This is a genomic window from Kitasatospora sp. P5_F3 (genome assembly GCF_054049135.1).
Genome location: NZ_JBFUMY010000002.1, coordinates 1 through 23,543 on the forward strand (window position 1 = coordinate 1; position 23,543 = coordinate 23,543).

Consider the following 23,543-nt stretch of genomic DNA (forward strand, 5'->3'; position numbering starts at 1 on the left):
AGGAAGGACGTCGAAGCCCATCGCGGCGACGGCGGGCAGCCGCAGCGCGGCGGTGCGGAACGTACCGGACACCGGCGGCTGGTTACCGTCCGGGTCGACCACCGCACCCTCGGACCGCGGGAAGAACTCGTACCACGACCCGAACAACGCCCGTTGGCGGTCCACCTGGAGCGGCAGGGGGCGGGAGGTACTCACCAGTTCGCGCAGCGGATAGCGGGCCAGCAGCCCGGTGACCTCCGGGGCCAGGGCCGCGGCGAGCCGGCTGAGCGGGGGCAGCCCCGGGTCGCGCAGCGCGTCCACGGCGGCCAGCACGTGCGCTCGGCCCTCCTTCTTCGGCACCCCGTTGGCGGCCCGCTCCAGCAGTGCGGCGCCCTCCTCCAGGACCAGCGCGGTGTCGATCCCGGCGGGCAGCTTGACGGCGGCGACCTTGCGCCAGCTCGCCACCGGGTCGCCCCAGGCCTCCACCAGGTAGGACCAGCGGCCGGGCGCGGTCGGCGTGACGTACGCACCCCAGCGGTCGGTGCCGGGCGCGAGCTCGCGCATCGGGGTCCACGGGCCGCTGCGGCCGCGCGGGTCGCGGAGCACCAGGTTGGCGTTGACCGCCTCGTGGCCCTCACGGAAGACGGTGGCGGTGACCTGGAAGCGTTCGCCGACCGCGGCCTTGGCCGGGCGGCGGCCCGCGTCGATCAGGGGGGAGACGTCCAGGACGGGGATGCGGCCGATCACGGTGTCGCTCTCTGTCGTCTTGCGGGTGGCGGTCTTCGCGGGGGGTTTACGGGCGGCGGCCGTCTTCCGGGGAGCGGCGGCCTTCCGTGGGGCGGCCGTCTTCCGGGCCGCCCGGGGCGCCGGCAGTGGTGCCTCAGGTTCTGACGATGACTCAAGTCCACCGGTGGCCGTGGTCGCTTGGTCCCGCGTGTCGCCGTGCATGCCTGACTCCTGCCCGAGATCGGCGGCGGCTCCCGCCGACCGCTGCCGGGTCGGGGGAGTGCCGGGGGACTGCATGGGTGAGGAAGGACCGGCGCCCGTCAACCTGCTCGCGTGCGTCCCGGCGCGCGAGCACCCGGGCGCGCTCCCTTAGCGACCCAACCCGAACCGGCAAACGACCGGGGGCGGGGTCAGGGCACGCCTCGGCGGCACACGGAGACCGAATGGACTAAAGGAAGTTGAGGGATCGTCGGCGGAGAGGGATCCGGACGTGGGGCGTGGGGGGAAGGCGCCACCCGGCATCGCACTTCCCGTCGCACCACCGACCTTTGTCCATCCTGGCACCGGCGGCAAGACCTACGGCACGGTAAGAGGGCGATTTCGGGCGGTTGGTGGTGGTGAATCAGACATTGGAAACACACTCGTTCCTGAGTGTTCATGCCCGGTCGGCGTGTGCCCTGGCCCGAATGCGCCCCCGCGCGCCCCTATGCCGCCAAGTGCGCCGATCGTGATCTCATCAATGGTCCAAAAGGGTGGGTAATACATGAGTTGACGGGCCGTCAGCCATATCCCGGGGTCTAGGCTGCACGCCGTGAAGGCAATCCGCAGATTCACCGTGCGCACCGTCCTGCCCGAACAACTCCAGCCGTTGCACGAGCTCGCGCTCAACCTCCGCTGGTCCTGGCATCCCGAGACGAGGGAGCTGTTCCGCTCCGTCGATCCGGAGGTCTGGTCGGCGGTCGGCGAGGACCCGGTCCGACTGCTCGGCGAGGTGCCGGCCGCCCGGCTGGCCGCGCTCGCGGCCGACCGCCGCTTCCTGCGCCGACTGGGTGACCTGGCCGACGACCTGCGCGACTACCTGGCCGGCCCGCGCTGGTACCAGAGCGCGCCGTCGCCCGGCGACGGCGCGGGCCCGCTGCCCGCCGCGATCGCGTACTTCTCCCCGGAGTACGGCATCGCCGCCGCGCTGCCGCAGTACTCCGGCGGCCTCGGCATCCTGGCCGGCGACCACCTGAAGGCCGCCAGCGACCTGGGTGTGCCGCTGGTCGGCGTCGGCCTGTTCTACCGGCACGGCTACTTCCGGCAGTCGCTCTCCCGGGACGGCTGGCAGCAGGAGCGCTACCCGCTGCTGGACCCGGACGAGCTGGCCGTCTCCCTGCTCCGCGAGCCGGACGGCACCCCCTGCCGGATCGACCTCGCGCTGCCGGGCGGCCGCACGCTGGCCGCGCAGATCTGGAAGGCCCAGGTCGGCCGCGTCCCGTTGCTGATGCTGGACTCCGACATCGAGCCGAACACGGCCGCCGAGCGCGAGGTGACCGACCGGCTGTACGGCGGCGGCAGCGAGCACCGGCTGCTCCAGGAGATGCTGCTCGGCATCGGCGGCGTCCGGGCGGTCCGGACGTACTGCCGGCTGACCGGCCACCCCGCCCCCGAGGTCTTCCACACCAACGAGGGCCACGCCGGGTTCCTCGGCGTGGAGCGGATCAGCGAGCTGGTCGGCGCGGGTCTCGACTTCGCCGCCGCGCTGGAGTCGGTCCGGGCCGGGACGCTGTTCACCACCCACACCCCAGTGCCGGCCGGGATCGACCGGTTCGACCGGGAGCTGGTGACCCGTCACTTCAGCGGGGACGCCGCACTGCCGGGCGTCCCGGTGGACCAGGTGCTCACGCTCGGCGTGGAGAGCTGGCCAGGCGGTGACCCCAAGCTGTTCAACATGGCCGCGATGGGCCTGCGGCTGGCCCAGCGGGCCAACGGGGTCTCGACCCTGCACGGCGAGGTCAGCCGGGGCATGTTCAGCGGCCTCTGGCCGGGCTTCGACGCTGCCGAGGTGCCGATCACCTCGATCACCAACGGCGTGCACGCGCCGACCTGGATCGACCCCGCGGTGGTCCGGCTGGCCGCCGGGGTGCTCGGCCTGGAGCAGGCCGAGGCCGCCATGGCGACCGGCGAGGCCCGCCGTTGGACCGGCCTGGAGCGGATCGGCGACGGCGAGATCTGGGAGCTGCGGCGCGCGCTGCGCAGCCAGCTGGTGGACGAGGCCAGGCACCGGCTGCGCGCCTCCTGGCGCCAGCGCGGTGCGGGCGACGCCGAGCTGGGCTGGGCCGACACGGCGCTCGACCCGGACGTGCTGACCATCGGTTTCGCCCGCCGGGTGCCCTCGTACAAGCGGCTCACCCTGATGCTCCGCGACCCGGTCCGGCTGCGTTCGCTGTTGCTGCACCCGACCCGTCCGGTGCAGATCGTGGTGGCGGGCAAGGCGCACCCGGCGGACGACGGCGGCAAGCGCCTGATCCAGCAGCTGGTCAGGTTCGCCGACGACCCTGAGATCCGGCACCGGATCGTCTTCCTGCCCGACTACGACATGGCGATGGCCACCCACCTCTACCCGGGGTGCGACGTCTGGCTGAACAACCCGCTCCGCCCGCTGGAGGCCTGTGGCACCTCGGGCATGAAGGCCGCGCTGAACGGCTGTCTGAACCTGTCCGTCCTGGACGGCTGGTGGGACGAGTGGTACGACGGCCGGAACGGCTGGGCGATCCCGACCGCGGACGGGATCTCCTCCACCCTGGACCCGGAGAGCCCGGAGGCCGAGCGGCGGGACGACATCGAGTCGGCCGCGCTCTACGACCTGATCGAGCATCAGGTCGCGGCCAAGTTCTACGACCGGGCCGCCGACGGGCTGCCGCACGGCTGGATCGCGATGGTCCGGCACACCCTGGTCACCCTCGGGCCCAAGGTGCTGGCCGGGCGGATGGTCCGGGAGTACGTCGAGCGGCTGTACGCCCCCGCGGCGCTGGCCCAGCGTGAGCTGGCCGGGGCCGAGTACCTCGGGGCCCGCTCGCTGGCCACCTGGAAGGCCCGGATCAGGGAGGGCTGGCCCGCCGTCAGGGTCGAGCACGTGGAGACCGAAGGTCTGGCCGAGGCACAGGAGTTGGGTTCGACCCTGACTCTGCGGGTGCAGGTCTCGCTCGGCGGTCTCGAGCCCGGCGACGTCGACGTCCAGGTGGTGTCAGGACGGGTGGACGAGAGCGACGGCATCACCGACGCGGTGGCCCTCACCCTCAAGCCGGCCGGCGGCCCGGATCTGGACGGCCGGCACCGCTACGAGGGTTCGCTGGAACTCTGCCGCACCGGTCCGTTCGGCTACACCGTCCGGGTGCTGCCCGCGCACCACCTGCTGGCCTCCCCGGCCGAGCTCGGGCTGGCCGCACTGCCTGCGGAGACGTCCGGGATGGACGCGGGTCTGCTCCGGTAGAGGTGTGGGGGGGGGGGGGGGGGGGGGGGGGGGGGGGGGGCCACCCAGATCGTGGATCCGGAGACCTTCCCGGTGCGGAACGGTCAGGTCACCGCCGCCATCACGGTGGGCCCGCCCGGACCTGGTGACTTCACCTGCCCCGGTGGACAGACCCTGTACCTGATGTCGGCCACGTACTCCGGGATCTCCCTGAGTGGTCAAGCGGGCACTATCGCGGCCACTCCTGACCCGGTCTCGACCGGTCCGATCATGGTCAAGGTGAGTGGACGGTAGAGCCTCCACGAGCCGAATGCCCTGCGCAGGTGTGGCCGGATCCGGCCGCACCTGCGCAGCCGTCCGTCAGACCAGGCTGTCCCGCCAGGCCTGGTGCAGGTCGGCGAAGCGGCCCTGACCGGAGATCAGGTCGGCGGGGGTGCCGTCCTCGACGATCCGGCCCTGGTCCATCACCAGGACCCGGTCGGCGATCTCGACGGTGGACAGGCGGTGCGCGATGATCACGGCCGTCCGGCCGGACAGCACGGTGCGCATGGCGCGCTGGACGGCCTGCTCGCCGGGGACGTCCAGCGAGGAGGTGGCCTCGTCCAGGATCAGCACCGCCGGGTCGGCGAGCAGCGCCCGGGCGAACGCGACCAGTTGGCGCTGCCCGGCCGAGATCCGGCCGCCGCGCTTGCGGACGTCGGTGTCGAAGCCCTCCGGCAGCGCCGCGATGAACTCGTCCGCGCCGATCTCCCGGGCCGCCTGCTCGATCTCGGCGCGGGTGGCGCCGGGGCGGCCGATGCCGATGTTCTCGGCGACCGTGCCGGAGAACAGGAAGGACTCCTGGGTGACCATCACCACCCCGCGCCTGAGCTCCTCGGTGGGCAGCGAGCGGAGGTCCACGCCGTCCAGCCGGACGGCGCCCTCGGTCGGGTCGTAGAACCGGGCGAGCAGCTTGGCCAGGGTGGACTTGCCCGCGCCGGTGGCGCCGACCACGGCGGTGGTCTGCCCGGCGGCCAGCGTCAGGTCGAAGCTGGGCAGCACCACCTTTCCCGTCCGGTAGGCGAACCGGACGTCGTCGAAGACCACCTCGCGGCCCTTGCCCCGCTTCGGGGCAGCGGGCAGCGCGACCGGGGCGGTGGGCTCGGCCACCGACGGCTCGTGGGCCAGCAGACCGGCGATCTTCTCCAGGGCGGCGGCGGCCGACTGATAGCTGTTCAGGAACATCGCCAGCTGGTCGATCGGGTCGTACAGGCGACGCAGGTAGAGCACGAAGGCGGTGAGCGCGCCGAGCTCCAGGCTGCCGTCGGTGACCAGCACCGCGCCGAGCACCACCACACCGGTGATCCAGGTGTTGGCGATGGCCCGGGAGGTGCCGACGTAGCGGGCCATCTCCAGCAGGCTGTCGGCGGTGGCGGCGGCGGACTGCCGGTTCACGGTGCCGAAGGCGGCCTCGTTGGCGGCCTCCCGGCGGAACGCCTGGACCGGGCGGATGCCGTTCATGGTCTCGGTGAACCGGACGATCACCGAGGCGACCGCCGTCCGGGAGCGCCGGTAGACCTTGAGCGAGCGGCGCCGGAAGGACCGGACGCTCAGGTACATCGGCAGGAAGGAGAGCAGAGCGGCCAGGCCGAGCCGCCAGTCCATGAACATCAGCACGATCGAGATGTAGAAGACCGACAGACAGACCGTCAGCAGCTCCTGCAGGCCCTCGGCGAGCAGCTCGCGCAGCGCGTCCACGTCGCTGGTGGCCCGGGAGATGATCCGGCCCGAGGTGTAGCGCTCGTGGAAGTCCAGGCTGAGCCGCTGGGCGTGCCGGAAGATCCGGCCGCGCAGGGTGAGCAGGATGTCCTGGTTGATCCGGCCGCTCAGCCGGATGAAGGCGCGCTGCAGCACGGTGGAGAGCGCGGCGAAGCCGAGGTAGGCGGCGACCACCGCGACCAGCGGGCCCGCGTCGTGCTCGCGCAGCGCCGGGATGCCCCGGTCCATCGCGATCGCGATCAGCAGCGGTCCCGACTGGAGGGCGGCCTGCTGGACCAGGATGACCAGCATCGCGCCCACGATCCGGCGGCGGTGCGGGCCGAGCAGCTCGCCGAGCAGGCGCCGGGCGGCACCGGCCGGGACGGGGATGTCCTCGTCCTCGGCGGGATGCGGCAGCTCCTCCTCGACCGGGGCGCTCTGCACGGTGGTGGCGGTCATCGGACCAGGCTCCGTTCGGTGGCGGTCTGACCGGTCATCAGCTCGCGGTAGGCGGCGGAGCTGTGCAGCAGCTCCTGGTGGGTGCCGACGGCGACGATCCGGCCCTCGGCCAGGACAGCCACTCGGTCGGCCAGCAGTACGGTGCTCGGCCGGTGCGCGACCACCAGTGCGGTGGTGTCGGCGAGCACCTGGCGCAGCGCCCGTTCGACCAGCGCCTCGGTGTGCACGTCGAGCGCGGAGAGCGGGTCGTCCAGCACCAGGAACTCCGGGCGGCCGACCACCGCGCGGGCCAGTGCCAGGCGCTGGCGCTGGCCGCCGGACAGGCTCAGGCCCTGCTCGCCGACCTGGGTGCCGGTGCCTTCGGGCAGCTTCTCGACGAAGCCGGCCTGGGCGGTGTTCAGCGCGGTGGCGAGCTCCTGTTCGGTCGCCTCCGGACGGCCCATCAGGACGTTGTCCCGGACCGAGGCGGAGAACAGCGTCGGCTCCTCGAAGGCGATGCTGACCAGCTCGCGCAGCCGGGGCAGCGGGATCGTACGGAGGTCCCGGCCGTCCAGCGTGATGCTGCCGCCGGTGGTCTCGTACAGCCGGGGGAGCAGCGCGGTCAGCGTGGTCTTGCCGCTGCCGGTCGCGCCGACCAGGGCCATCGTCTCGCCGTGCCGGATGTGCAGGTCGATGCCGGTCAGCAGGTCGGGGGTGTCGGCGGGCGCGTCGGGGTAGCGGAACCGGACGCCGGTGAACCGGATGCCCAGGTCTTCGGTGCGCGGGGTCTCGACGTGCGGGCGGTCGCTCGCGGCCGGCGCGTCCTCGGGCTCGTCCATCACTTCGAAGTACCGGTCGGTCGCGGTGGCCGCCTCGTTGGAGTAGGCGAGCAGCCAGCCGAGCGACTCGACCGGCCAGCGCAGCGCCAGTGCGGTGGAGAGGAAGGCGACCAGGGTGCCGGTGGAGAGGTCGCCGTCGGCGACCCGGACCACGCCGACCGCCAGGGCGACGCCGAGCGCGACCTCGGGGAGGCCGACGATCACCGCCCAGAGGTTGGCCAGCATGTCGGCCTTGTGCAGCTCGGTGCCGCGCAGCTCGGCGGTCTGCTGCTTGAACCGCTCGGCCATCGTGCGGTGCCGGCCGAAGGCCTTGAGGATCCGGATGCCGAGCACCGACTCCTCGATCACGGTGGCCAGGTCGCCGGTCTGGTCCTGGGCCCGCCGGGCGGCCCCCGAGTACCGGTCCTCGAAGTGCCGGGTGAGCAGCACCAGCGGGAGCGCGGGCAGCAGGGTGATCAGGCCGAGCCGCCAGTCCAGCGCGAACATCATCGCCGAGCCGGTCAGGAAGACCAGCGAGTTGACGATCAGGAAGACCAGCGGGAAGGCCAGGAAGAGCCGCATGGTGAACATGTCGGAGGTGGCCCGGGAGAGCAGCTGCCCGGACGGCCAGCGGTCGTGGAAGGAGACCGGCAGCCGCTGGAGCTTGGCGTAGAGGTCGCCGCGCATGGTGCTCTCGACCTTGGCCAGCGGACGGGCCACGATCACCCGGCGGATGCCGAACAGACCGGCCTCGGCCAGGCCGAGCAGCAGGAGCAGCCCGGCGAGCGGCCAGAGTGCGCCGAGGTCGTGGTCGGCGATCGGGCCGTCCACGATCGCCCGCAGCACCAGCGGGACCAGCAGCACGCTGCCGGAGGCGAGCAGCGCGGCGGTCACCGATCCGGCGATCCGCCAGCGGGCGGTGCGGGCGTACGGCCACAGGCGCAGCAGTGAGCGCACCGTGGACCGGCGGGGCGGTTCAGGTGTGGAATCTGACGTTGTGTCGGGTCTGCTCGACTGCATGTTCTCGGCCATCGCGGAGAGGGTAGGCAGAGCACCTGACATTTCTCATCTGGTTTTACGCCCCTGTCGGCCCCGGTCGGCGAGAACCGGCCACCCGCTCAGCCGTCGGCGGCCCGCAGCAGTTGCAGGGACCGGCCGGCCAGCGCGACCTGGCCGCCGGTGTCGGGCCCGGGGGCCGCGCGGGCGGTGTCGACCAGGGTCTCGTACCGCTTGGCCCAGGGCTCGCCGGGCAGGGTGAAGGTGACCGGCTGGTGGCCCGCGTTCAGCAGCACCAGGAAGCTGTCGTCGGTCAGCGGGCAGCCGTGCTGGTCGCGCTCCGACATCGCCCGGCCGGAGAGCAGCATGCCGAGCACCGCGGTCGGGGCGAACCAGTCGGCCTCGGTCATCTCCCGCCCCCGGGCGGTGAACCAGGCCAGGTCGCTCTGCCCGCCCGGCACCGCCGCCCGGCCGGAGAAGAACGCCCGCTGGCGGAGCACCGGGTGCGCGCGGCGCAGCTTGACCAGCCGGCCGGTCAGCTCGCACAGGCGGCGCCACTCCGGGTCCTCCAGCAGCGACCAGTCCAGCCAGCTGGTCTCGTTGTCCTGGCAGTAGGCGTTGTTGTTGCCGAGCTGGGTGCGTCCGAGCTCGTCCCCGGCGGTGAGCATCGGCACCCCGGTGGAGAGCAGCAGGGTGGCCATCAGGTTGCGGAGCTGACGCTGCCTCAGCTCGGTCACCGCCTGGTCGTCGGTCTCGCCCTCCACCCCGCAGTTCCAGGACCGGTTGTCGTCGGTGCCGTCCCGGTTCTGCTCGCCGTTGGCCTCGTTGTGCTTGGCGTTGTAGGAGACCAGGTCGCGCAGCGTGAAGCCGTCGTGCGCGGTGACGAAGTTGACCGAGGCGTACGGGCGGCGGCCACCGCGCTGGTACAGGTCGGAGGAGCCGGAGAGCCGGTAGCCGAGCTCCCGGACGTCCGGGCGGGCGCCGCGCCAGAAGTCCCGCACGGTGTCCCGGTACTTGTCGTTCCACTCGGCCCAGAGCGGCGGGAAGCCGCCCACCTGGTAGCCGCCGGGGCCGACGTCCCAGGGTTCGGCGATCAGCTTCACCCGGCTGAGCAGCGGGTCCTGGGAGACGGCGGCCAGGAAGGGGTGGTGCATCTCGATTCCGTCCGAGCCCCGGGCCAGCGCGGCGGCCAGGTCGAAGCGGAAGCCGTCCACGCCCATCTCGGCCACCCAGTACCTGAGCGAGTCGGTGACCAGCTTGATGGCGTGCGGCTGCCGGGTGTCCAGGGTGTTGCCGCAGCCGGTGTAGTCGGCGTAGCCCCGGCGGCTGCGGTCAAGCCGGTAGTAGCCCGCGTTGTCGATGCCGCGCAGGCTGAGCGAGGGACCCATGATGCCGCTCTCGGCGGTGTGGTTGTAGACCACGTCGAGGATCACCTCGATTCCGGCCGCGTGCAGCGCCCGGACCATCCGCTTGAACTCGCCGACCTGCTGGCCCCGGCTGCCGGAGGCGGAGTACCCGGCGTGCGGGGCGAAGAAGGCCAGCGTGTTGTAGCCCCAGTGGTTGGTCAGCCCGCGTTCCTGCAGGTGGTCCTCGTCGGCGTACTGGTGCACCGGCAGCAGCTCGACCGCCGTCACCCCGAGGTTCACCAGGTGCTCGATCGCGGCCGGGTGGGCCAACCCGGCGTAGGTGCCGCGCAGTTCGGCCGGAATGCCGGGGTGGCGCATGGTGAAGCCGCGGACGTGCAGCTCGTACAGCACGGTCTCGGCCCAGGGGGTCTTCGGGCGGTGGTCGTCGTACCAGTCGTCGTCGTCGTGCACCACCACCGCCTTGGGCACGTACGCGGCGGAGTCCCGGTTGTCCCGGACGGTGTCGGCGACCTCGCGCTCCGGCCAGTTCCTGACGGCGGCACAGGTGGCGTCGTGCGCGGTGTAACTCCCGTCCACCGCACGGGCGTAGGGGTCCAGCAGCAGTTTGGCCGGATTCCACCGGGCGCCGGTCCACGGGTCCCAGCGGCCGTGCACGCGGTAGCCGTACCTGGCGCCGGGGCGGACCCCGGGCAGGTAGCCGTGCCAGGTCTGGAAGGTCCGCTCGGTGAGCGGGTGTCTGCTCTCGGTGCCGTCCTCGGCGAACAGACAGAGCTCAACCGCCTCGGCGTCCGGGGCCCAGAGCGCGAAGTTGGTGCCGTGGCCGCCGCTGTGGTCGGTCCGGTACCTGGCGCCGTGCGGCTGCCAGCTGCCGGGCCAGGGCACGGCCGGGTCGATCGCGCCGTGTTCTGCCTGTCCCTGCTGCTGCCAAGCCGTCATCTGCCGCACCCTCCAGCGCAGGACGTCCCGGGCCCTGCGTAGCTTCTGTTCCCTGATCGGATACCGCTGTCACGTGACGGACCGTGCTGTGACGGACTGTGAATGATTCTGTCCTGTGCTGAGACCTTCTGGCGTCTCCTGCGTGAATTCGCTCCCACGTGTCCGTGCGGGCCCAGGGTCGTTATGCCGGGCGGTTGTTGACGACAGCGGTAGGGACGTACGGAGGAACGGGATGCGCTCCCGGGTGGCGGTCGTGGTGCTGGTCGGGCTCTGCCTGGTCAGCGGCTGCGCCAGTGAACGGCAGGGCACACCCAGCTCCGAGGCGGTCGCCGCCCCGAGCCCGGCCGTCTCGAAGGCGGTGATCAGCACGACCCCGGGGGACGGCGCCCAGGAGGTCCCGGCCGAGGGCCCGGTGAAGGTGACGGTGGCCCAGGGCAGGCTGCTCTCGGTCCGGCTGGCCGACGACAAGGGCGGCCAGGTGACCGGGCGGATCGCCCCGGACGGCAGCTGGGCCCCGGAGGGCCGGCTCACCCTGGCCACCCCGTACACGCTGGACGCGGTGGCCGAGGACGCCGCCGGCCTGAAGGCGGCCCAGCACGTGGCCTTCGCCACGCTGGCCCCCGAGCACACCTTCGCCGCCTTCTTCACCCCGGAGGACGGCTCCACGGTCGGCGTCGGGATGCCGGTCTCGCTCCGGTTCAGCCGGGCGATCACCGACCGGGCCGCGGTCGAGCGGGCCGTCACGGTCACCGCCGACCCGCCGGTGCCGGTGGCCGCGCACTGGTTCGGCAACCGGCGTCTCGACCTGCGGCCGGACAAGTACTGGGCGGCCGGTACCAAGGTCACCCTGTCGCTGCGGCTCAAGGACGTCCAGGGCGCCCCCGGCGACTACGGCACCCAGTCCAAGGAGATGCACTTCACCGTAGGCCGTTCGACGGTCAGCTCCGTCGACCTGGACGCGCACACCATGACCGTCCGGCAGGACGGCCGGGTGCTGCGCACCCTGAGGATCTCCGGCGGCAGCCCGGAGTTCTCCACCTACCTGGGCGCGATGGTGATCTCGGAGAAGTTCTCGGTCACCCGGATGAACTCGCAGACCGTCGGCCTGGGTGACGAGTACGACATCAAGGACGTGCCGCACGCGATGCGGCTGACCAACTCGGGCACCTTCGTGCACGGCAACTACTGGGCCGCCCGCTCGGTCTTCGGCACCGCGAATACCAGCCACGGCTGCCTCGGCCTGGCCGACGAGAAGGGCGGCTCGGACTCCTCCCCGGCGGGCTGGTTCTTCGAGCACTCCGTGGTCGGGGACGTGATCGAGGTGCGCGGGCAGCACGGCGACCAGGTGCCGCCGGAGAACGGCCTGAACGGCTGGAACCTGTCCTGGGCGCAGTGGCAGCGCGGCAGCGCGCTCGGCCTGCACTGACTCCGCACGGACCTCCCCCGGGAGGAACACCAATCTTCGCCGGTTATCCTGCACCTGCCGCGCCGTCCAGCGACTCACCGAGTGGGCGGGCGCACGTAACAACTCGGCACGACCCTCGCCCTTCGTGAAACTGAAACCGGCGCCGGAACGTGTACTGAGCGTGGATACCCGGAGGGGAGCAGACCGAGTGAAGCCGGTACAGGCGGCCGATGCCGCGATAGTCATGACCCAGGGCGCGGCCGAGCGCCGTGCCAGGCGGACCCGGTTGGCCGGGGTCGCGCTCGCGATGGGCGGCGTGCTGCTGGTCACCGCCGGCTGCTCGAGCTCCGGCTCGAAGCCCGGCACGGACGCCAAGGGCGCGGGCGGTGACGGTGCGGCCTCCGCGGCCGCCAGCCCGTCCGCGCCGAAGAACTCGGCCGCGGTGCTGACCGTCCTGCCCAAGGACGGCGCCGAGGACGTCAGCCCGAACGACGCCCTGAGCGTCGCGGTGACCGGTGGCACGCTGACGGCGGTCGAGGTGACCGACAAGAACGGCAAGCCGGTGGCCGGTGCGCTCGCCGCCGACAACCTGAGCTGGAAGCCCAGTGCGCCGCTCACGGTCGGCATGGTCTACAAGGTGAGCGCCCAGGCCAAGGACGCCGACGGCCTGGTGGCCGCCTCGACCAGCAGCTTCACCACGCTCACCCCGGCGAAGACCGCGTCCGCCAACGACAACATCACCGACAACGGCACCTACGGCGTCGGCATGATCGTCTCGGTCAACTTCGGCAAGCCGATCAAGAACAAGGAAGCGGTGCTCAAGGGCATCACCTTCGAGGACAGCAACAACACCGTGGTGAAGGGGCACTGGTTCGGCTCCCAGCGGCTGGACTTCCGGCCGGAGAACTACTGGAAGTCCGGCACCAAGGTCACCATCAAGTACCGCCTGAAGAACGTCGAGGTGTCGCCCGGCGTCTACGGCGACGTGGACCGGGACGAGCCGTTCACCATCGGCCGCTCGCAGGTCAGCGTCGCGGACGCGGCCACCCACCAGATGACGGTCACCCGGGACGGTGCGGTGAAGACCATCCCGATCACCGCGGGCGACGACCAGAACCCGTCCTGGAACGGCACCATGGTCATCTCCAGCAAGGAGAAGGTGACCCGGATGAACTCGGCCACCGTCTCCAACATCCAGGGCTCCGAGTACGACATCTCGGACGTCCCGCACGCGATGCGGCTGACCAGCACCGGCACCTACGTGCACGGCAACTACTGGGGCAGCTCCTTCGGCAAGGCCAACGCCAGCCACGGCTGTGTCTCGATGGCGGACACCAAGGGCGGCGACGACGCCTCGACCGCGGGCAAGTTCTTCGCCGACTCGCTGGTGGGCGACGTGGTGAAGATTCAGAACTCCAAGGGCAAGACCGTCTCGGCGGACAACGGCCTGAGCGGCTGGACACTGCCGTGGAGCGCCTGGTAGGCCCCTGCGGGAGCTTCCAGGAGCTGACTCCTGATCAACTGTTCGGCCCGGGTGCCCTTCTGGCGCCCGGGCCGAGCTGTTGTGCGAGCCTCTGTTCGGTCCGCGTTCGGGACGCTCCTGGCATATGCCAACCGAATAGTGATCGTTTGTTCATTGTCCGTACGCGGCCGCTTGCGTTCCGCAATGATTGGCCCATGGCGGGATGGGGCGAAGCAGAGTGGGCATCACTTCCAGGGGCCGGTCCGGCCACTGACGACCCGTCGGAAGGTGGGGTGCTCGCCCTGGAGACTCTGGAACGACTCAGCCCGCAGGAGGTCGAGCGCGAGTGCTTCGGCCGGCTCTGCGAGCACGTGGCGTCCGAGCAGGAGGTCTTCCTGCCGTCCCGTCCCGAACTCGTCGGCGTGGCCCGGCGGGTGGTGCTCTCGGTGCTCCAGGGCTGGCGGATGCACCAGTTACTCGAAGCGGGCGAACTCCTCACCGGCGAGCTGATGGCCAACGCCGTCCGGCACACCGGCGGCCGCACCGTCGGCCTCCGCCTCACCCGCCGCCCCGGCTGGCTCCGGGTCGAGGTCCGGGACTCCTCGCGGGCGCTGCCCTGTCTGATCGTGGCCGAGCCGGGTAACGAGACCGGGTACGGCATGTTGCTGATCAGCACCATCTCGGAACGTTGGGGTGCGGATCTGCTGCCGCGCGGCAAGGGTGTCTGGTTCGAACTCAAGGTCCGTGAGCGCACACCGGTTTGAGGTCGGCGGTCCTTCCGGAAACAGTGCGGGGCCCCCGGTCACCGTGATGCGGTGTGGGGGCCCCTGCAGGTCACCGCGCAAGCCATGGGGGTGCGTGCCACGCGGTGCAGACGGCCGAACCGGGTCGGGGTGGCCGTAGCTCTTGATGCCTCGACTATCGCACGGTCTCAGGATGTGGGCAAAATCGAATGAAAGGTATGTAACTCACTTCACCTTCGCTAGTCGCGCGGCCGTGCATCTCTGCCTTTGATTATCCGAGCGAGGGTGCCGTGTGGCTGATTCGTGATCGTTCTGGGTCTATCGTGTGCGATTGTCACCTGATGTGATGTGCCGATGGCATATCCGTATCCCAACTCCCCTGCGCCCGCCCGTCCTTGGTGGCGCCACCCGGCCGTGCTGGTCCTCGCACTGCTGCTCTTCCCTCCGGTCGCGTTAGCGCTGATCTGGCGCTCGCCGTGGGCCCGGCCGAACAGGATCGCCGCCCTGGTGATGGCCGGGCTGTGGACGCTGATCTGGCTGATCATGGTCCTGGTCGACCCGGCGAAGCCGCAGCCCGGCGGCGCTCCGAAGCCGGTGCCGGTGGCCTCCAGCGCCTCGCCCTCGCCCTCGCCCTCGCCCTCGCCTTCGCCTTCGCCTTCGCCTTCGCTTTCGCCGACGCCCACGCCTTCCCCCACGCCGACCCCGACTCCGACGGTCGCGCCGACCACGGAGCAGCCCGCCGCCGTGCCGCCGACCACGGAGCCGGCCGCGGTCTACTACGCGAACTGTGACGCCGTCCGTGCAGCGGGCAAGGCTCCGCTGTCGAAGGGTTCCCCCGGCTACCGGGCCGGCCTGGACGCTGACGGCGACGGCATCGCCTGCGAGACCGAACGCGCTCCGGCCACCACTGCGCCTGCCCCTGCCCCGACGCAGCCCGCTCCTGCGAAGAGCACCAGCAGCGGTGGCGGCGCGACCTATTACCAGAACTGTGACGCCGTCCGGGCTGCCGGCATGGCCCCGTTGTACCGCGGTCAGCCCGGCTACCGGTCTGCGCTGGACCGCGACAACGACGGGGTCGCCTGCGAGTGACGTTTCGGCGGGCGGCGGGGGGCGTGCCCGCACCTCTGGTTGCACCGGGGAGCGGTTCTTGACACTCGCCGCCGGCCGATTTTCGGTCGACAGTTCAGCCCGCACCGACGATCATGCAGGATCATGACACGTAGCGACATGCCCCCCACCCTCGACGAGCGCACCTCGCTCGCCACCTTCCTCGACTACACCCGCGCCACCGCGCTCGCCAAGTGCGAGGACGTCTCCCCGGAGGACGCCCGGAAGGCGCCGCTCCCCGGCTCGCCGCTGATGACGCTGTGCGGGCTGATCAGCCATCTGCGCTGGGTCGAGTACTGGTGGTTCGACGTGATCTTCCTCGGCGGGGAGGACGAGGGACCGTGGACCGATGAGGACCCGGATCGCGAGATGCGGATCGCCGTGGACCTGCCGCTGGCCGAACTGCTCGACGACTACCGGCAGTTGACCGACCGCTACCGCGAACTGGTCGCCGTCACCGACCTGGACGCCGTCGCGCAGCGCACCGTCCGGGACGGGACACAGATCAACCTGCGCTGGATCATCCTGCACCTGATCGAGGAGACCGCCCGGCACAACGGCCACCTCGACCTGCTCCGGGAGCTCGCGGACGGCACCACCGGGTCGTGACGGGGCGTCAGTCGTCGTAGCAGATCGCCTGGTCGAGCGCGTCCCGGCAAACCGCCCCGGCCCGGCATCGGCTTCTGCTTTAGCGGGCGCCAACTGCCGTGCAGGGCTCGGCGGGTAGCTTGTCCGCATGATGACGCGTCATGTGCTGCTGCTGAGTGGAAGTCTGCGGGCCGGGTCCTCGAACGAGGCGGTGCTGCGGACCGCCGCCGCGCTGGCCCCCGAGGGCGTGACCACCACGTTCTACGAGGGGCTGGCCGAGCTGCCGCACTTCAACCCCGACCACGACAGCGACCCGCTGCCCGCCCCGGTGGCCGAGCTGCGGGCCGCCATCGCGGTGGCCGACGCGCTGCTGATCTCCGCCCCCGAGTACGCGGGCACTCTCCCCGGCTCCTTCAAGAACCTGCTGGACTGGACCGTCGGCGGCGTCGAGATCAGCGACAAGCCCGCCGCCTGGATCACCGCCGCAGCCCCCGGCCGCGGCACCGGAGCCGCCGCCACCCTCGCCTCGGTCCTCGGCTACACCGGCGCGGCCGTCACCGAGACGGCCTGCGCCACCATCCCCGTCCCGCCCGACGCCCGCGGCGCCGACGGCGTGATCACCGACCCGGCCACCCGCGACCGGATCGCCGAGGTCCTGCGGGCCCTGGTCGCTCAGCGGGCATAGGGGTCGTCCAGCTCCTGGTCGGCAGTGGCGTCCTGGTCGGCACGGAAGGCATCGAGCGGGCGGGCAGCAGCACGGAGCTGCTCGACGCGAGAGTGGATGTCGGCGACGCTCGGACGGCTCGGTTCGGGGAGCGGGACTTCGGCTCGGCAGGTACGGCACAGGCCGCCGGGCAGCGCCTCGGGGCGGCCCGGTACACGGCAGTCCGTGCACTCCATGATCCGGGTGGGTGCGGGCTGCCGTTCCACGGTGTCCGCCGAGGCGCGGAGGGGTGCGGGCGGCATCTTGGCAATGAGCCGCTTACGGGCCAACGCACCTGCGGAGTGGACGGTTTCGGGCAGACCGGCGGTGAGGGCGGCCATGAACTGTGGTGCCGTCACCCCGCATGCCAGCCACTCGGCGGCCAGGCCCTCCAGCGCGGCGCAGTCGGCGGCCGAGAGCATCATCCGGGCATCGGCGAGACCGAGCGAGGCCAGCGCCTCGTACGCGGCGGAGCGGGCCGAGCGGGTCGGCCGGGCGAGTACGGCGGTCGCCGCCCGCTCCTGACGGTTCTGCTGCGGAAGTTGGGGCCGCCGGGACCGCTGGGTGCGCTCTTCCGGGTGAATGTCCTGCGGCGGTCGGAAGTCCCGTGGCGGGCCTGCGGGTTCGTCCGGTGTGCCACCGTCGGGGTGGCCGGCCGCCAGGAAGCGCACCCACCAGGCGTCGCTGCGCGCGGTGCGGGAGAAGTACGTCCGGTACACCCAGCAGCTGCGGCCGTTGCCGACGTTCTCCCTGACCCTGCGCAGGTGACCGGCGGTGGAGAGGGCGTTGAGCGCAGACCGTACGGCCTGCTGGCCGTAGAACGGCTGCTCGTTGGCGAGGGTCTTGGTGTCGATGGCGGCGCCGTTCGGCAGCCGGTCGATGAAGGCCGCGAGGTAGGCCTCGCGTACGGGCAGGTGTACGAAGTCGCGCTCGCGGCGCGGGTTTTGACCCGGCGCGGAACGCTTTCCGTAGCCCGGTCCGGCCATCGGGTGGGCGTGCGGGCGCGGGGCAGCGCTAAAGTTCTCGGTAGCCACGGGATCGTCCAATGCTCGATCGTGCGGTCAAACCCCCGTCTGGTGTCGCAAGCACCGGCGGGGGTTGTTCGTTGCTGCGCACGCTACACGCTGACAGCACACCGTGGCGACCCGGTCACGAAAAGTCATATCCCCAGGCGCGCACGGGTATTGGGAGGGTGGGTGGGTTGTTAACCCACCCATTCAATACAGAGGGAGCTCGGCCCCCGCTGCCCGAAATCTGCACCCCGAGCTCCGGCACCTCGCGAGTGCATCGCTTGCCCAGTTACCCCAGTCGGTAAGGGCCGAGATAGTACGAGAGCGCGGCCAGTGAGGGACCGTCAGGCACCTGGCCCGAGGCCAGCAACTTCACCACTTCGGCCTCCGTCACCCACTCCACCCGAGTCGCCTCACTCGTATCGACCGGTGCCCCGACCTGCTCGCACGCCGTCGCGTGGAAGGACCGGAAGCGCATGGTGCTGATGCCGGCCAGAGCGTCGTACTCCATGAGGAGCTCGACCCTGCCCGGCCGCCAGCCTGTCTCCTCTTCGATCTCCCGGGTGATCGCTTCCGCAGGGTCCTCGCCCGGCTCAGCCCATCCGGCCGGGACCTCCCAACCCCACCGGCCGGTGATGAACCGGTGCCGGTAGAGCAACAGGAAGCGGCCCTGTTCATCAGTGACTACGGAGGTGACCGACGCCTTCGGCATGGTGATGACGTGGTGGTCGATACGGCCGACGCCGGGGATGTCCACGTCGTCCAGCCACACCTCTACATAGGGGCTGTCGTAGACCCGTCGGCGACCGTAGCTCTTCCACTCCACCGGGCAGTCTCCTCATGCACGTACGAGCTGGTGCTCCGACTCTCTCACGCGAGCGCTGAGCTCCCGCGCCGGACCAGCTCCTCGCCACGGGCCCAGGGAAGCCTGGAAAGCTCTCGCCCGGAGAACGAGCGGCTGCACGACGCTGTCTCCCGCGATGTCCAGCGCGGTGTGCGCGAGGGCGCATGCGCCGTCGATGTCGCCCTGGCCGATCCGGCACTCCGCCAGGTCGAACGTCAGGATGGATCGACCCTTGGTGTCCGCCTGGTCCCGGCGGGCCAGCGCGGTGGTGAGCAGGGTCGCGGCGACATCGTGATGACCGAGCAGGGCACGGCTCTCACCCGCGATGCCGTCCAGGCGTGGCCTGGTGAAGAAGTCGAGGCCGCCGACGGGATCGCACGCCCTCTCGAGGAGTTCGGCAGAGCGGTCGAGGGCGGTCAGTGCGGCCCGTGTCTCACCTCGGGCTGCGAGCGCCCGGCCGAAGTTCGCGGCGATCCACGCGCGGCGACGCAGGTCGGCACCGGACGCCAGGGCGTCGGCTTGGCTGAGCAGCGTTGCGGCCTGCTCTGTCCGGCCTGCCGTGTAGTCCACGATGCTCTGCATGGTCAGCAGCCACGCGGTCAGTTCGGACGTCTCACCCTCTTCGGCTGCCACCTGGCCCATGTGGAAGGTCGCATCGGATCGGGTCCGGTCACCGATGTCGTGATAGGCCAAGCCGAGCAGTCCGGACAGGACGGTCAATATCCGTACGCACCTGCGGCGGGCACCCAGTGCTTGCGGTCGGCCGAGGAGCTCGTGCACTGCCGTGAGCTGACGCTGCATCTGCGGGATGCTGTGCGCAGGGGGCGTGACGGGGTACCGGAAAGCGGCCTCGGCGACAGCCGCTTCCAGGTGCAGCAGGGTGGCGTCGCTCGCGGTAGAGCGGGTCAGCATGTCCAGGATCTCCCAGGTCTCGGGGATCGCGGCGGGTTGGTAGCCGGCCGGCGGCGCAGCGGTCTCCCAGGGACGGTCGGCGAGGCCGAGCATCCGGCCGGGGATCCGCAAGCCGTCGGCGATCCGCTCGATGACCTCCATGCTGGTGACCACCCGACCGCCGTCGATGTACTCGGTCACCCTGCTGGTGGTGAGGCCCGTGAGTCGGGCGACCTGTGCGGGGTAGATCCCGCCGCGCACCTTGGCCAGGTGGAACACGGCGCCGATGCTTCGGCTTGCACATGCTTCGGCGAAGTCCCTGTCCGCCAGCAGGTGTTGGGGCAGGAGGGCGGACATACGGGGCTCCCGTCGCGGTGGTGCTCCGAGGGTACCGAGCTCGGGCGGTTCACCGTGGGTACTCACCGCGGCCCTGGGGAACGTTCATGTCCCGGTCGATGCTGACGGCATGGCAGATTCCGAGAGCGGTGAAAGTCAGGGCAACCTGACGATCGAGCAGCAGCTGGCCCCGGAGGAGCGGTTTGTGCCGGAGGAGCTTCCGGAGGACGAGAAGGGTCGATGCCTCTGGGGCCTGCGCGACATCGTCACCGGCGAGCTCGTCCAGGTCGGCGGCGAGACCGACCGCTGGGCCGGCCCGGAGATCGCGCGAAGCCACCGTCTCCAGTACTGGTACATCGCTCAGCGGGCGGAGCAGAGCTGTGGCTGACCGCTACGCGGCCCGACAGCTCCCGCCGGTCGGCAAGGCGCCAGCCCTTTGGGGAGCTTGGGACCGCGAGCGAAGCGACTGGCTGCGGGTGCCGGGACCAGACCGTCAGATCGAGAGGTTCACGTCACTGGAGCGCGTCATCCTCTGGGGTAAGAAGCTAGAGGCCGAGGCGAAGAAGATTTCCGAAGGCCGCTCACGTGAGTCACAGCGTCCAGGGCAGTGAGTCCGGCCCCTACGAGACGTCCCAGTAGCCAGCCCGTCTCGCTAGAGTGGACGTGGCCGGCAAGAGCCCGTGGCGTAGCTGCCGACCACGGCGCCGTAGGAGGAGCGATGACCGCACAGCCCACTGAACCCTACGGTGCACGTCCTCGAACGCAGGACGAGATCGGGGCGGCCTTGCCGCCCTCGCAGCGGATGGCCTTCTACCGTGACATGGGGTCCGCGAGCGAGGAAGAGATCGCCGGGGTTCTCCGTCGCTGGCGGCTGCGGGTTGAGCTGTACAACGATCCTGCCACCGCCCGTGTCCACGCCGCAGTTCAGGAAGGAACGGCTCCAGGCAGGGTTCTGTCGGTTGTCCTGAGGGAGCACGGGCCGCGTTGAGCGACTGGGACGACCCGTACGACGGGGACGAGGAGCACGACCCGATCACCTTGTCGCCGCAGGTTCAAGAAGTGTTCGACTACGCGGTGACGCCACCGGACGTGGTCTCGGCGATCGCCGCGTTCCTGGTTGGCCTGCGCGAGACGCTGGAGACCGGAAGGCATCCGGAGCACGCTGAGGCGATTCCCGGACTGGCGGGCGCCTTCTTGGCTCCGTTGGCGCGCGATCTCGGGTTGGTCCAGTACCACGCGACCGAGACTTCGTACGGTCCTGGGTTCTACGTTGCCAGGATCGTGCGGACGGATGACCATCCCGAGAGCTTCTGATCGGCAAGGGACCTGAGATCCCTGGTCAGCGCTTTGCGGACCAGGGATTCGGCAGGGATTCCTAGCACTCGATGACGTTGACCGCGAGGCCGCCGCGCGAGGTCTCCTTGTACTTGACCTTCATGTCGGCATCCTTGGCCCCCATGCCCATGAGCTGGGCCGGAACCAACCCGGACGTACGCCAGTTCGACGCCAGGGAGAGTACAGGGAGAATTCTCTGTAGGGAGGTGCTGGGAGCGTCAGCGAGCTCGAACCAGCTGTCCATCGCGGCCAGGCCGTCGGTGCCGGATCCCGGCATGAAATGAGCGTACCGCTCCAGCGTGATCGTTGGCGAGGAGTGCCCCATCCACACGGACAGCGTCACCGGGTTCACGTTCTTCTCCAGCTGGACGCTGGCGTAGGTGTGCCGGAGGCAGTGGAAGCCGTGCTCCCGCGGGTTGCTCCAGCGGAACCGGCGAAGGCGCGCCTGCCGCGCCTTCCCCTCCGGAGTGGTGGGTTCGATCTTGGTGATCATCCCGGCGGCCTCGAGTGCCGGCTTCCATGTCCGGTCGTTGAAGGTCCGGTAGTAGATCCGGTTGCCGTGACTGGTCGTGAGCAGCAGCGGCACCGTGATCGGCTTGCGCTGGCGCTCCTCGACCTCGGTCGTAGGCTCCCGGGGGTCGGACCAGGGAAGCTCGGTCGGGACCGGCGGGTACTGCGCGACGTGGGCCCGCACCCGGGCTGCGAGGTTGGGTGTGAGCGGGACGTCCCGGACCTTGTCGCCCTTCGGCAGGCAGAAGTAGAACGCTCCGGCGGACGAGGAGCGGAGCTGGCGCCGCACGTGGATGACGCCCTTGTCGAAGTCGAAGTCGTCCAGGCCGAGGCCGAGCACCTCGCCCTGGCGCAGGCCGGCACCAACGCCCAGGTCCACCGCGACGCGGTACCGGTCCTGGACGCCTTCGCGTACGACGTCCACCGTCTCTCTTGGCCATGCCGTCGCCGGGGTCTCCGTCTTCTTCGGGGGCTTGACGCTTCGGTTGGTCCGGCACGGGTTCTTGAGGATCCGGCCGTCCTCGACTGCGGCGGCGAGAATGGTGCTGAGGTGGATCCAGATCACCTCCGCCGTCGAGGTGTCGACCCGGGTCAGCAGTTCCTTCTTCCACTCCCTCAGCGCCGCGGCGTCGATGTGCCGGAGGGAGAGCTGCCCGATCGGCAGGCCCTCTATGTGGCGGCGGACTTTGCTCTCCATGGACGTGTAGGTCGTCAGCTTGTCGGTCCGGCCGGGCCAGAACTTGGTCTGGATGTAGGCGGTCAGCAGGATGTCGCCGTTCCGGGGGTCCACGAACTCAGCGCGTAGAGAGTCGGTCTGGGCCTGCGACAGCCACTTCTTGGCGTCTGCCGCTGCGTGGAAGGCGCGGTTGCGCACGCCGGGAATGCCGGCGACCTTGTAGCGCTTGCCGATGCCCCACAGCGCGGTGTGCTCGCGCTTCCCGGTCTTCGGGTCGGGGCGCTTCTTCAGCCAGCGATCTTCGATGTACCCAGCCACTGGGCACCCCCCTCGAGGTCGGCGTGGCGGGCCCTCAGGACCCACATGGTGACGCCCAGTTCGGCGGCGAGCTCCTGCTCGCTGGTGGCCCACTGCCGGGCCGAACAGAAGTCGCTCAACGCGATCAGCTTGCGCGCGGCGTGGAGGTCGGCCACCCGCTCCGCCCGCATGCCGGCCCGGCCGCCGCAGCCGATGTCTCCGGTGAGGATGTGCTCGACCTCGTGGGCGAGGACGCACCGCTCCTCGATCGGGCTGAGTCCCTCGGCGAGTACGACTGCGTGGTGCTCGGGGGACCAGATGCCCCATGTGTCCCGCAGCCAGCGACGGAGGACGGGGATGCCCATCCGGTCGAGCTCGGCATGCGGGTCGTACGACAGGCCAGCGACAACGGTGGCGGCAGGCATGCGTCTCCCCCTGTGTTCCTGACAGGTGTCGGAGGCATGTCGGAGAGCTGATTGTGGCATATGCGGCTGAGGACGCGTGAGGATTTAGCCACGTTAAGTCACGCGTGTTGCGGGTAGGCCAGGGAGTTACGGCCGCTGCTGGCCCCGGCTGTGCTCGTCGAGGGCCTGCCGGATCCGCTCGGCGTCGTCCTCGGGCACGCCCGAGTCGCCCTCGGCCCAGGCGTGCGGGCGGTACGCGGCCAGGCCGTAAGCGCCCTGGGCGGCGCCGGCCAACTTCCGCTGCGGGATGGATTGCAGCAGGCGGTCCGCTGCGTCTTCGAGAAGGTCCCGAAGCTGCGAGTCTCCGCCGGCCGCCACCGCGGCTCTCGCGAATCGGCCCACTGCTGGAAACAGGTCAACTGGCGAAGCCTGCGCGGCCGTCAGCGCCCCGGCTGACTCCACCGCGACAGCGGGTGCGACCGAGATTCGCTGCGTACCCCTAGGGTTTTCCCCTTCGAGGGCCCGCTGGATGCCACCCTCAGGCCAGCCCAGAGCCTCGCCAACGGCGTAGTACCCGGCGGGGATGTCGGAGGCGCCGGGCGCGCGGCCAGCGCCTCGCTCGTAGTTGCCGATGGTGCGCTTGGTGAGGCCGGAAGCCTCCGCTAGATCTGCCTGGAGCCATCGACGCTGCTTGCGGTCGCGAGCAATGCACTGGCCCAGATGCACCCAGTCCTGCACGGTCTTCCCCGTTCAGCAGCGCCTCTTCATCCACCGGAGAGGC

19 protein-coding genes are annotated in these 23,543 nt (G+C 70.8%); 9 read left to right on the top strand and 10 right to left on the bottom strand.

The window, feature by feature from the left end:
- On the bottom strand, positions 1-726 hold a 726-nt coding region (locus tag ACXJMZ_RS01120), incomplete at its 3' end, for a maltotransferase domain-containing protein (RefSeq protein ID WP_457028053.1).
- Between the two features lie 790 nt (positions 727-1,516).
- Between ACXJMZ_RS01120 and glgP the strand changes: the two genes are divergently transcribed.
- Positions 1,517-4,180, top strand: coding sequence for an alpha-glucan family phosphorylase (gene glgP, locus ACXJMZ_RS01125; RefSeq protein ID WP_457028054.1), 2,664 nt, complete (start codon positions 1,517-1,519; stop codon positions 4,178-4,180).
- A gap of 339 nt (positions 4,181-4,519) precedes the next feature.
- Here glgP and ACXJMZ_RS01130 read toward each other — a convergent pair whose 3' ends face one another.
- The 3 genes from ACXJMZ_RS01130 to glgX all read right to left on the bottom strand — a co-directional run bounded on the left by ACXJMZ_RS01130 (position 4,520) and on the right by glgX (position 10,451).
- Positions 4,520-6,355: an ABC transporter ATP-binding protein gene (locus tag ACXJMZ_RS01130; RefSeq protein WP_457028055.1), complete on the bottom strand. Its 1,836-nt coding sequence runs from the start codon at positions 6,353-6,355 to the stop codon at positions 4,520-4,522.
- Complete coding sequence (locus ACXJMZ_RS01135; RefSeq protein WP_457028056.1) at positions 6,352-8,184, bottom strand: ABC transporter ATP-binding protein; 1,833 nt, start codon at positions 8,182-8,184, stop codon at positions 6,352-6,354. Before ACXJMZ_RS01135 ends, ACXJMZ_RS01130 begins: the two co-directional genes overlap by 4 nt.
- Positions 8,185-8,270: 86 nt before the next feature.
- Positions 8,271-10,451, bottom strand: a complete 2,181-nt coding sequence (gene glgX / locus ACXJMZ_RS01140; RefSeq protein ID WP_457028057.1) for a glycogen debranching protein GlgX — start codon at positions 10,449-10,451, stop codon at positions 8,271-8,273.
- Positions 10,452-10,683: 232 nt separating this feature from the next.
- Between glgX and ACXJMZ_RS01145 the strand changes: the two genes are divergently transcribed.
- The 6 genes from ACXJMZ_RS01145 to ACXJMZ_RS01170 all read left to right on the top strand — a co-directional run bounded on the left by ACXJMZ_RS01145 (position 10,684) and on the right by ACXJMZ_RS01170 (position 16,441).
- Entirely contained in the window at positions 10,684-11,877 is a 1,194-nt protein-coding gene (locus ACXJMZ_RS01145; protein WP_457028058.1) for a L,D-transpeptidase, read from the top strand.
- Between the two features lie 187 nt (positions 11,878-12,064).
- The gene (locus ACXJMZ_RS01150) at positions 12,065-13,339 is read left to right on the top strand and encodes a L,D-transpeptidase (protein ID WP_457028059.1); all 1,275 of its coding nucleotides are present in this window, start codon (positions 12,065-12,067) and stop codon (positions 13,337-13,339) included.
- Positions 13,340-13,611: 272 nt separating this feature from the next.
- Positions 13,612-14,082, top strand: a complete 471-nt coding sequence (locus tag ACXJMZ_RS01155) for an ATP-binding protein (RefSeq protein ID WP_457028060.1) — start codon at positions 13,612-13,614, stop codon at positions 14,080-14,082.
- Positions 14,083-14,415: 333 nt separating this feature from the next.
- On the top strand, positions 14,416-15,150 hold the full coding sequence (locus tag ACXJMZ_RS01160; protein WP_457028061.1) for an excalibur calcium-binding domain-containing protein: 735 nt from the start codon (positions 14,416-14,418) through the stop codon (positions 15,148-15,150).
- 123 nt (positions 15,151-15,273) lie between these two features.
- Positions 15,274-15,777, top strand: coding sequence for a DinB family protein (locus ACXJMZ_RS01165; RefSeq protein ID WP_457028062.1), 504 nt, complete (start codon positions 15,274-15,276; stop codon positions 15,775-15,777).
- Between the two features lie 127 nt (positions 15,778-15,904).
- Entirely contained in the window at positions 15,905-16,441 is a 537-nt protein-coding gene (locus ACXJMZ_RS01170) for an NADPH-dependent FMN reductase (RefSeq protein WP_457028063.1), read from the top strand.
- Here the strand turns inward: ACXJMZ_RS01170 and ACXJMZ_RS01175 are convergent.
- The 3 genes from ACXJMZ_RS01175 to ACXJMZ_RS01185 all read right to left on the bottom strand — a co-directional run bounded on the left by ACXJMZ_RS01175 (position 16,429) and on the right by ACXJMZ_RS01185 (position 19,561).
- Positions 16,429-17,493 carry a hypothetical protein gene (locus tag ACXJMZ_RS01175; protein WP_457028064.1) on the bottom strand — a complete coding sequence of 355 codons (1,065 nt, stop codon included), beginning with the start codon at positions 17,491-17,493 and terminating at the stop codon, positions 16,429-16,431. The genes ACXJMZ_RS01170 and ACXJMZ_RS01175 overlap by 13 nt on opposite strands.
- Positions 17,494-17,758: 265 nt before the next feature.
- Positions 17,759-18,295: an NUDIX hydrolase gene (locus ACXJMZ_RS01180; protein ID WP_457028065.1), complete on the bottom strand. Its 537-nt coding sequence runs from the start codon at positions 18,293-18,295 to the stop codon at positions 17,759-17,761.
- Positions 18,296-18,307: 12 nt separating this feature from the next.
- Positions 18,308-19,561, bottom strand: a complete 1,254-nt coding sequence (locus ACXJMZ_RS01185; RefSeq protein WP_457028066.1) for a hypothetical protein — start codon at positions 19,559-19,561, stop codon at positions 18,308-18,310.
- A gap of 109 nt (positions 19,562-19,670) precedes the next feature.
- Between ACXJMZ_RS01185 and ACXJMZ_RS01190 the strand changes: the two genes are divergently transcribed.
- Entirely contained in the window at positions 19,671-19,928 is a 258-nt protein-coding gene (locus ACXJMZ_RS01190; RefSeq protein ID WP_457028067.1) for a hypothetical protein, read from the top strand.
- Between the two features lie 596 nt (positions 19,929-20,524).
- Positions 20,525-20,854 carry a hypothetical protein gene (locus tag ACXJMZ_RS01195; protein ID WP_457028068.1) on the top strand — a complete coding sequence of 110 codons (330 nt, stop codon included), beginning with the start codon at positions 20,525-20,527 and terminating at the stop codon, positions 20,852-20,854.
- 61 nt (positions 20,855-20,915) lie between these two features.
- Here ACXJMZ_RS01195 and ACXJMZ_RS01200 read toward each other — a convergent pair whose 3' ends face one another.
- The 3 genes from ACXJMZ_RS01200 to ACXJMZ_RS01210 form a co-directional block, all read right to left on the bottom strand.
- Positions 20,916-22,379, bottom strand: a complete 1,464-nt coding sequence (locus ACXJMZ_RS01200) for a tyrosine-type recombinase/integrase (protein ID WP_457028069.1) — start codon at positions 22,377-22,379, stop codon at positions 20,916-20,918.
- The gene (locus ACXJMZ_RS01205) at positions 22,349-22,783 is read right to left on the bottom strand and encodes an ImmA/IrrE family metallo-endopeptidase (RefSeq protein WP_457028070.1); all 435 of its coding nucleotides are present in this window, start codon (positions 22,781-22,783) and stop codon (positions 22,349-22,351) included. Before ACXJMZ_RS01205 ends, ACXJMZ_RS01200 begins: the two co-directional genes overlap by 31 nt.
- Positions 22,784-22,909: 126 nt before the next feature.
- Positions 22,910-23,500, bottom strand: coding sequence for a helix-turn-helix transcriptional regulator (locus tag ACXJMZ_RS01210; RefSeq protein ID WP_457028071.1), 591 nt, complete (start codon positions 23,498-23,500; stop codon positions 22,910-22,912).
- Positions 23,501-23,543 lie beyond the last annotated feature (43 nt).

Coding starts and splice junctions, on each gene's coding strand:
- ACXJMZ_RS01130 (WP_457028055.1), bottom strand. CDS start 6,355: ATGACCGCCACCACCGTGCAGAGCGCCCCGGTCGAGGAGGAGCTGCCG.
- ACXJMZ_RS01135 (WP_457028056.1), bottom strand. CDS start 8,184: ATGGCCGAGAACATGCAGTCGAGCAGACCCGACACAACGTCAGATTCC.
- glgX (WP_457028057.1), bottom strand. CDS start 10,451: ATGACGGCTTGGCAGCAGCAGGGACAGGCAGAACACGGCGCGATCGAC.
- ACXJMZ_RS01145 (WP_457028058.1), top strand. CDS start 10,684: ATGCGCTCCCGGGTGGCGGTCGTGGTGCTGGTCGGGCTCTGCCTGGTC.
- ACXJMZ_RS01160 (WP_457028061.1), top strand. CDS start 14,416: ATGGCATATCCGTATCCCAACTCCCCTGCGCCCGCCCGTCCTTGGTGG.
- ACXJMZ_RS01165 (WP_457028062.1), top strand. CDS start 15,274: ATGACACGTAGCGACATGCCCCCCACCCTCGACGAGCGCACCTCGCTC.
- ACXJMZ_RS01170 (WP_457028063.1), top strand. CDS start 15,905: ATGATGACGCGTCATGTGCTGCTGCTGAGTGGAAGTCTGCGGGCCGGG.
- ACXJMZ_RS01185 (WP_457028066.1), bottom strand. CDS start 19,561: ATGTCCGCCCTCCTGCCCCAACACCTGCTGGCGGACAGGGACTTCGCC.
- ACXJMZ_RS01190 (WP_457028067.1), top strand. CDS start 19,671: ATGGCAGATTCCGAGAGCGGTGAAAGTCAGGGCAACCTGACGATCGAG.
- ACXJMZ_RS01205 (WP_457028070.1), bottom strand. CDS start 22,783: ATGCCTGCCGCCACCGTTGTCGCTGGCCTGTCGTACGACCCGCATGCC.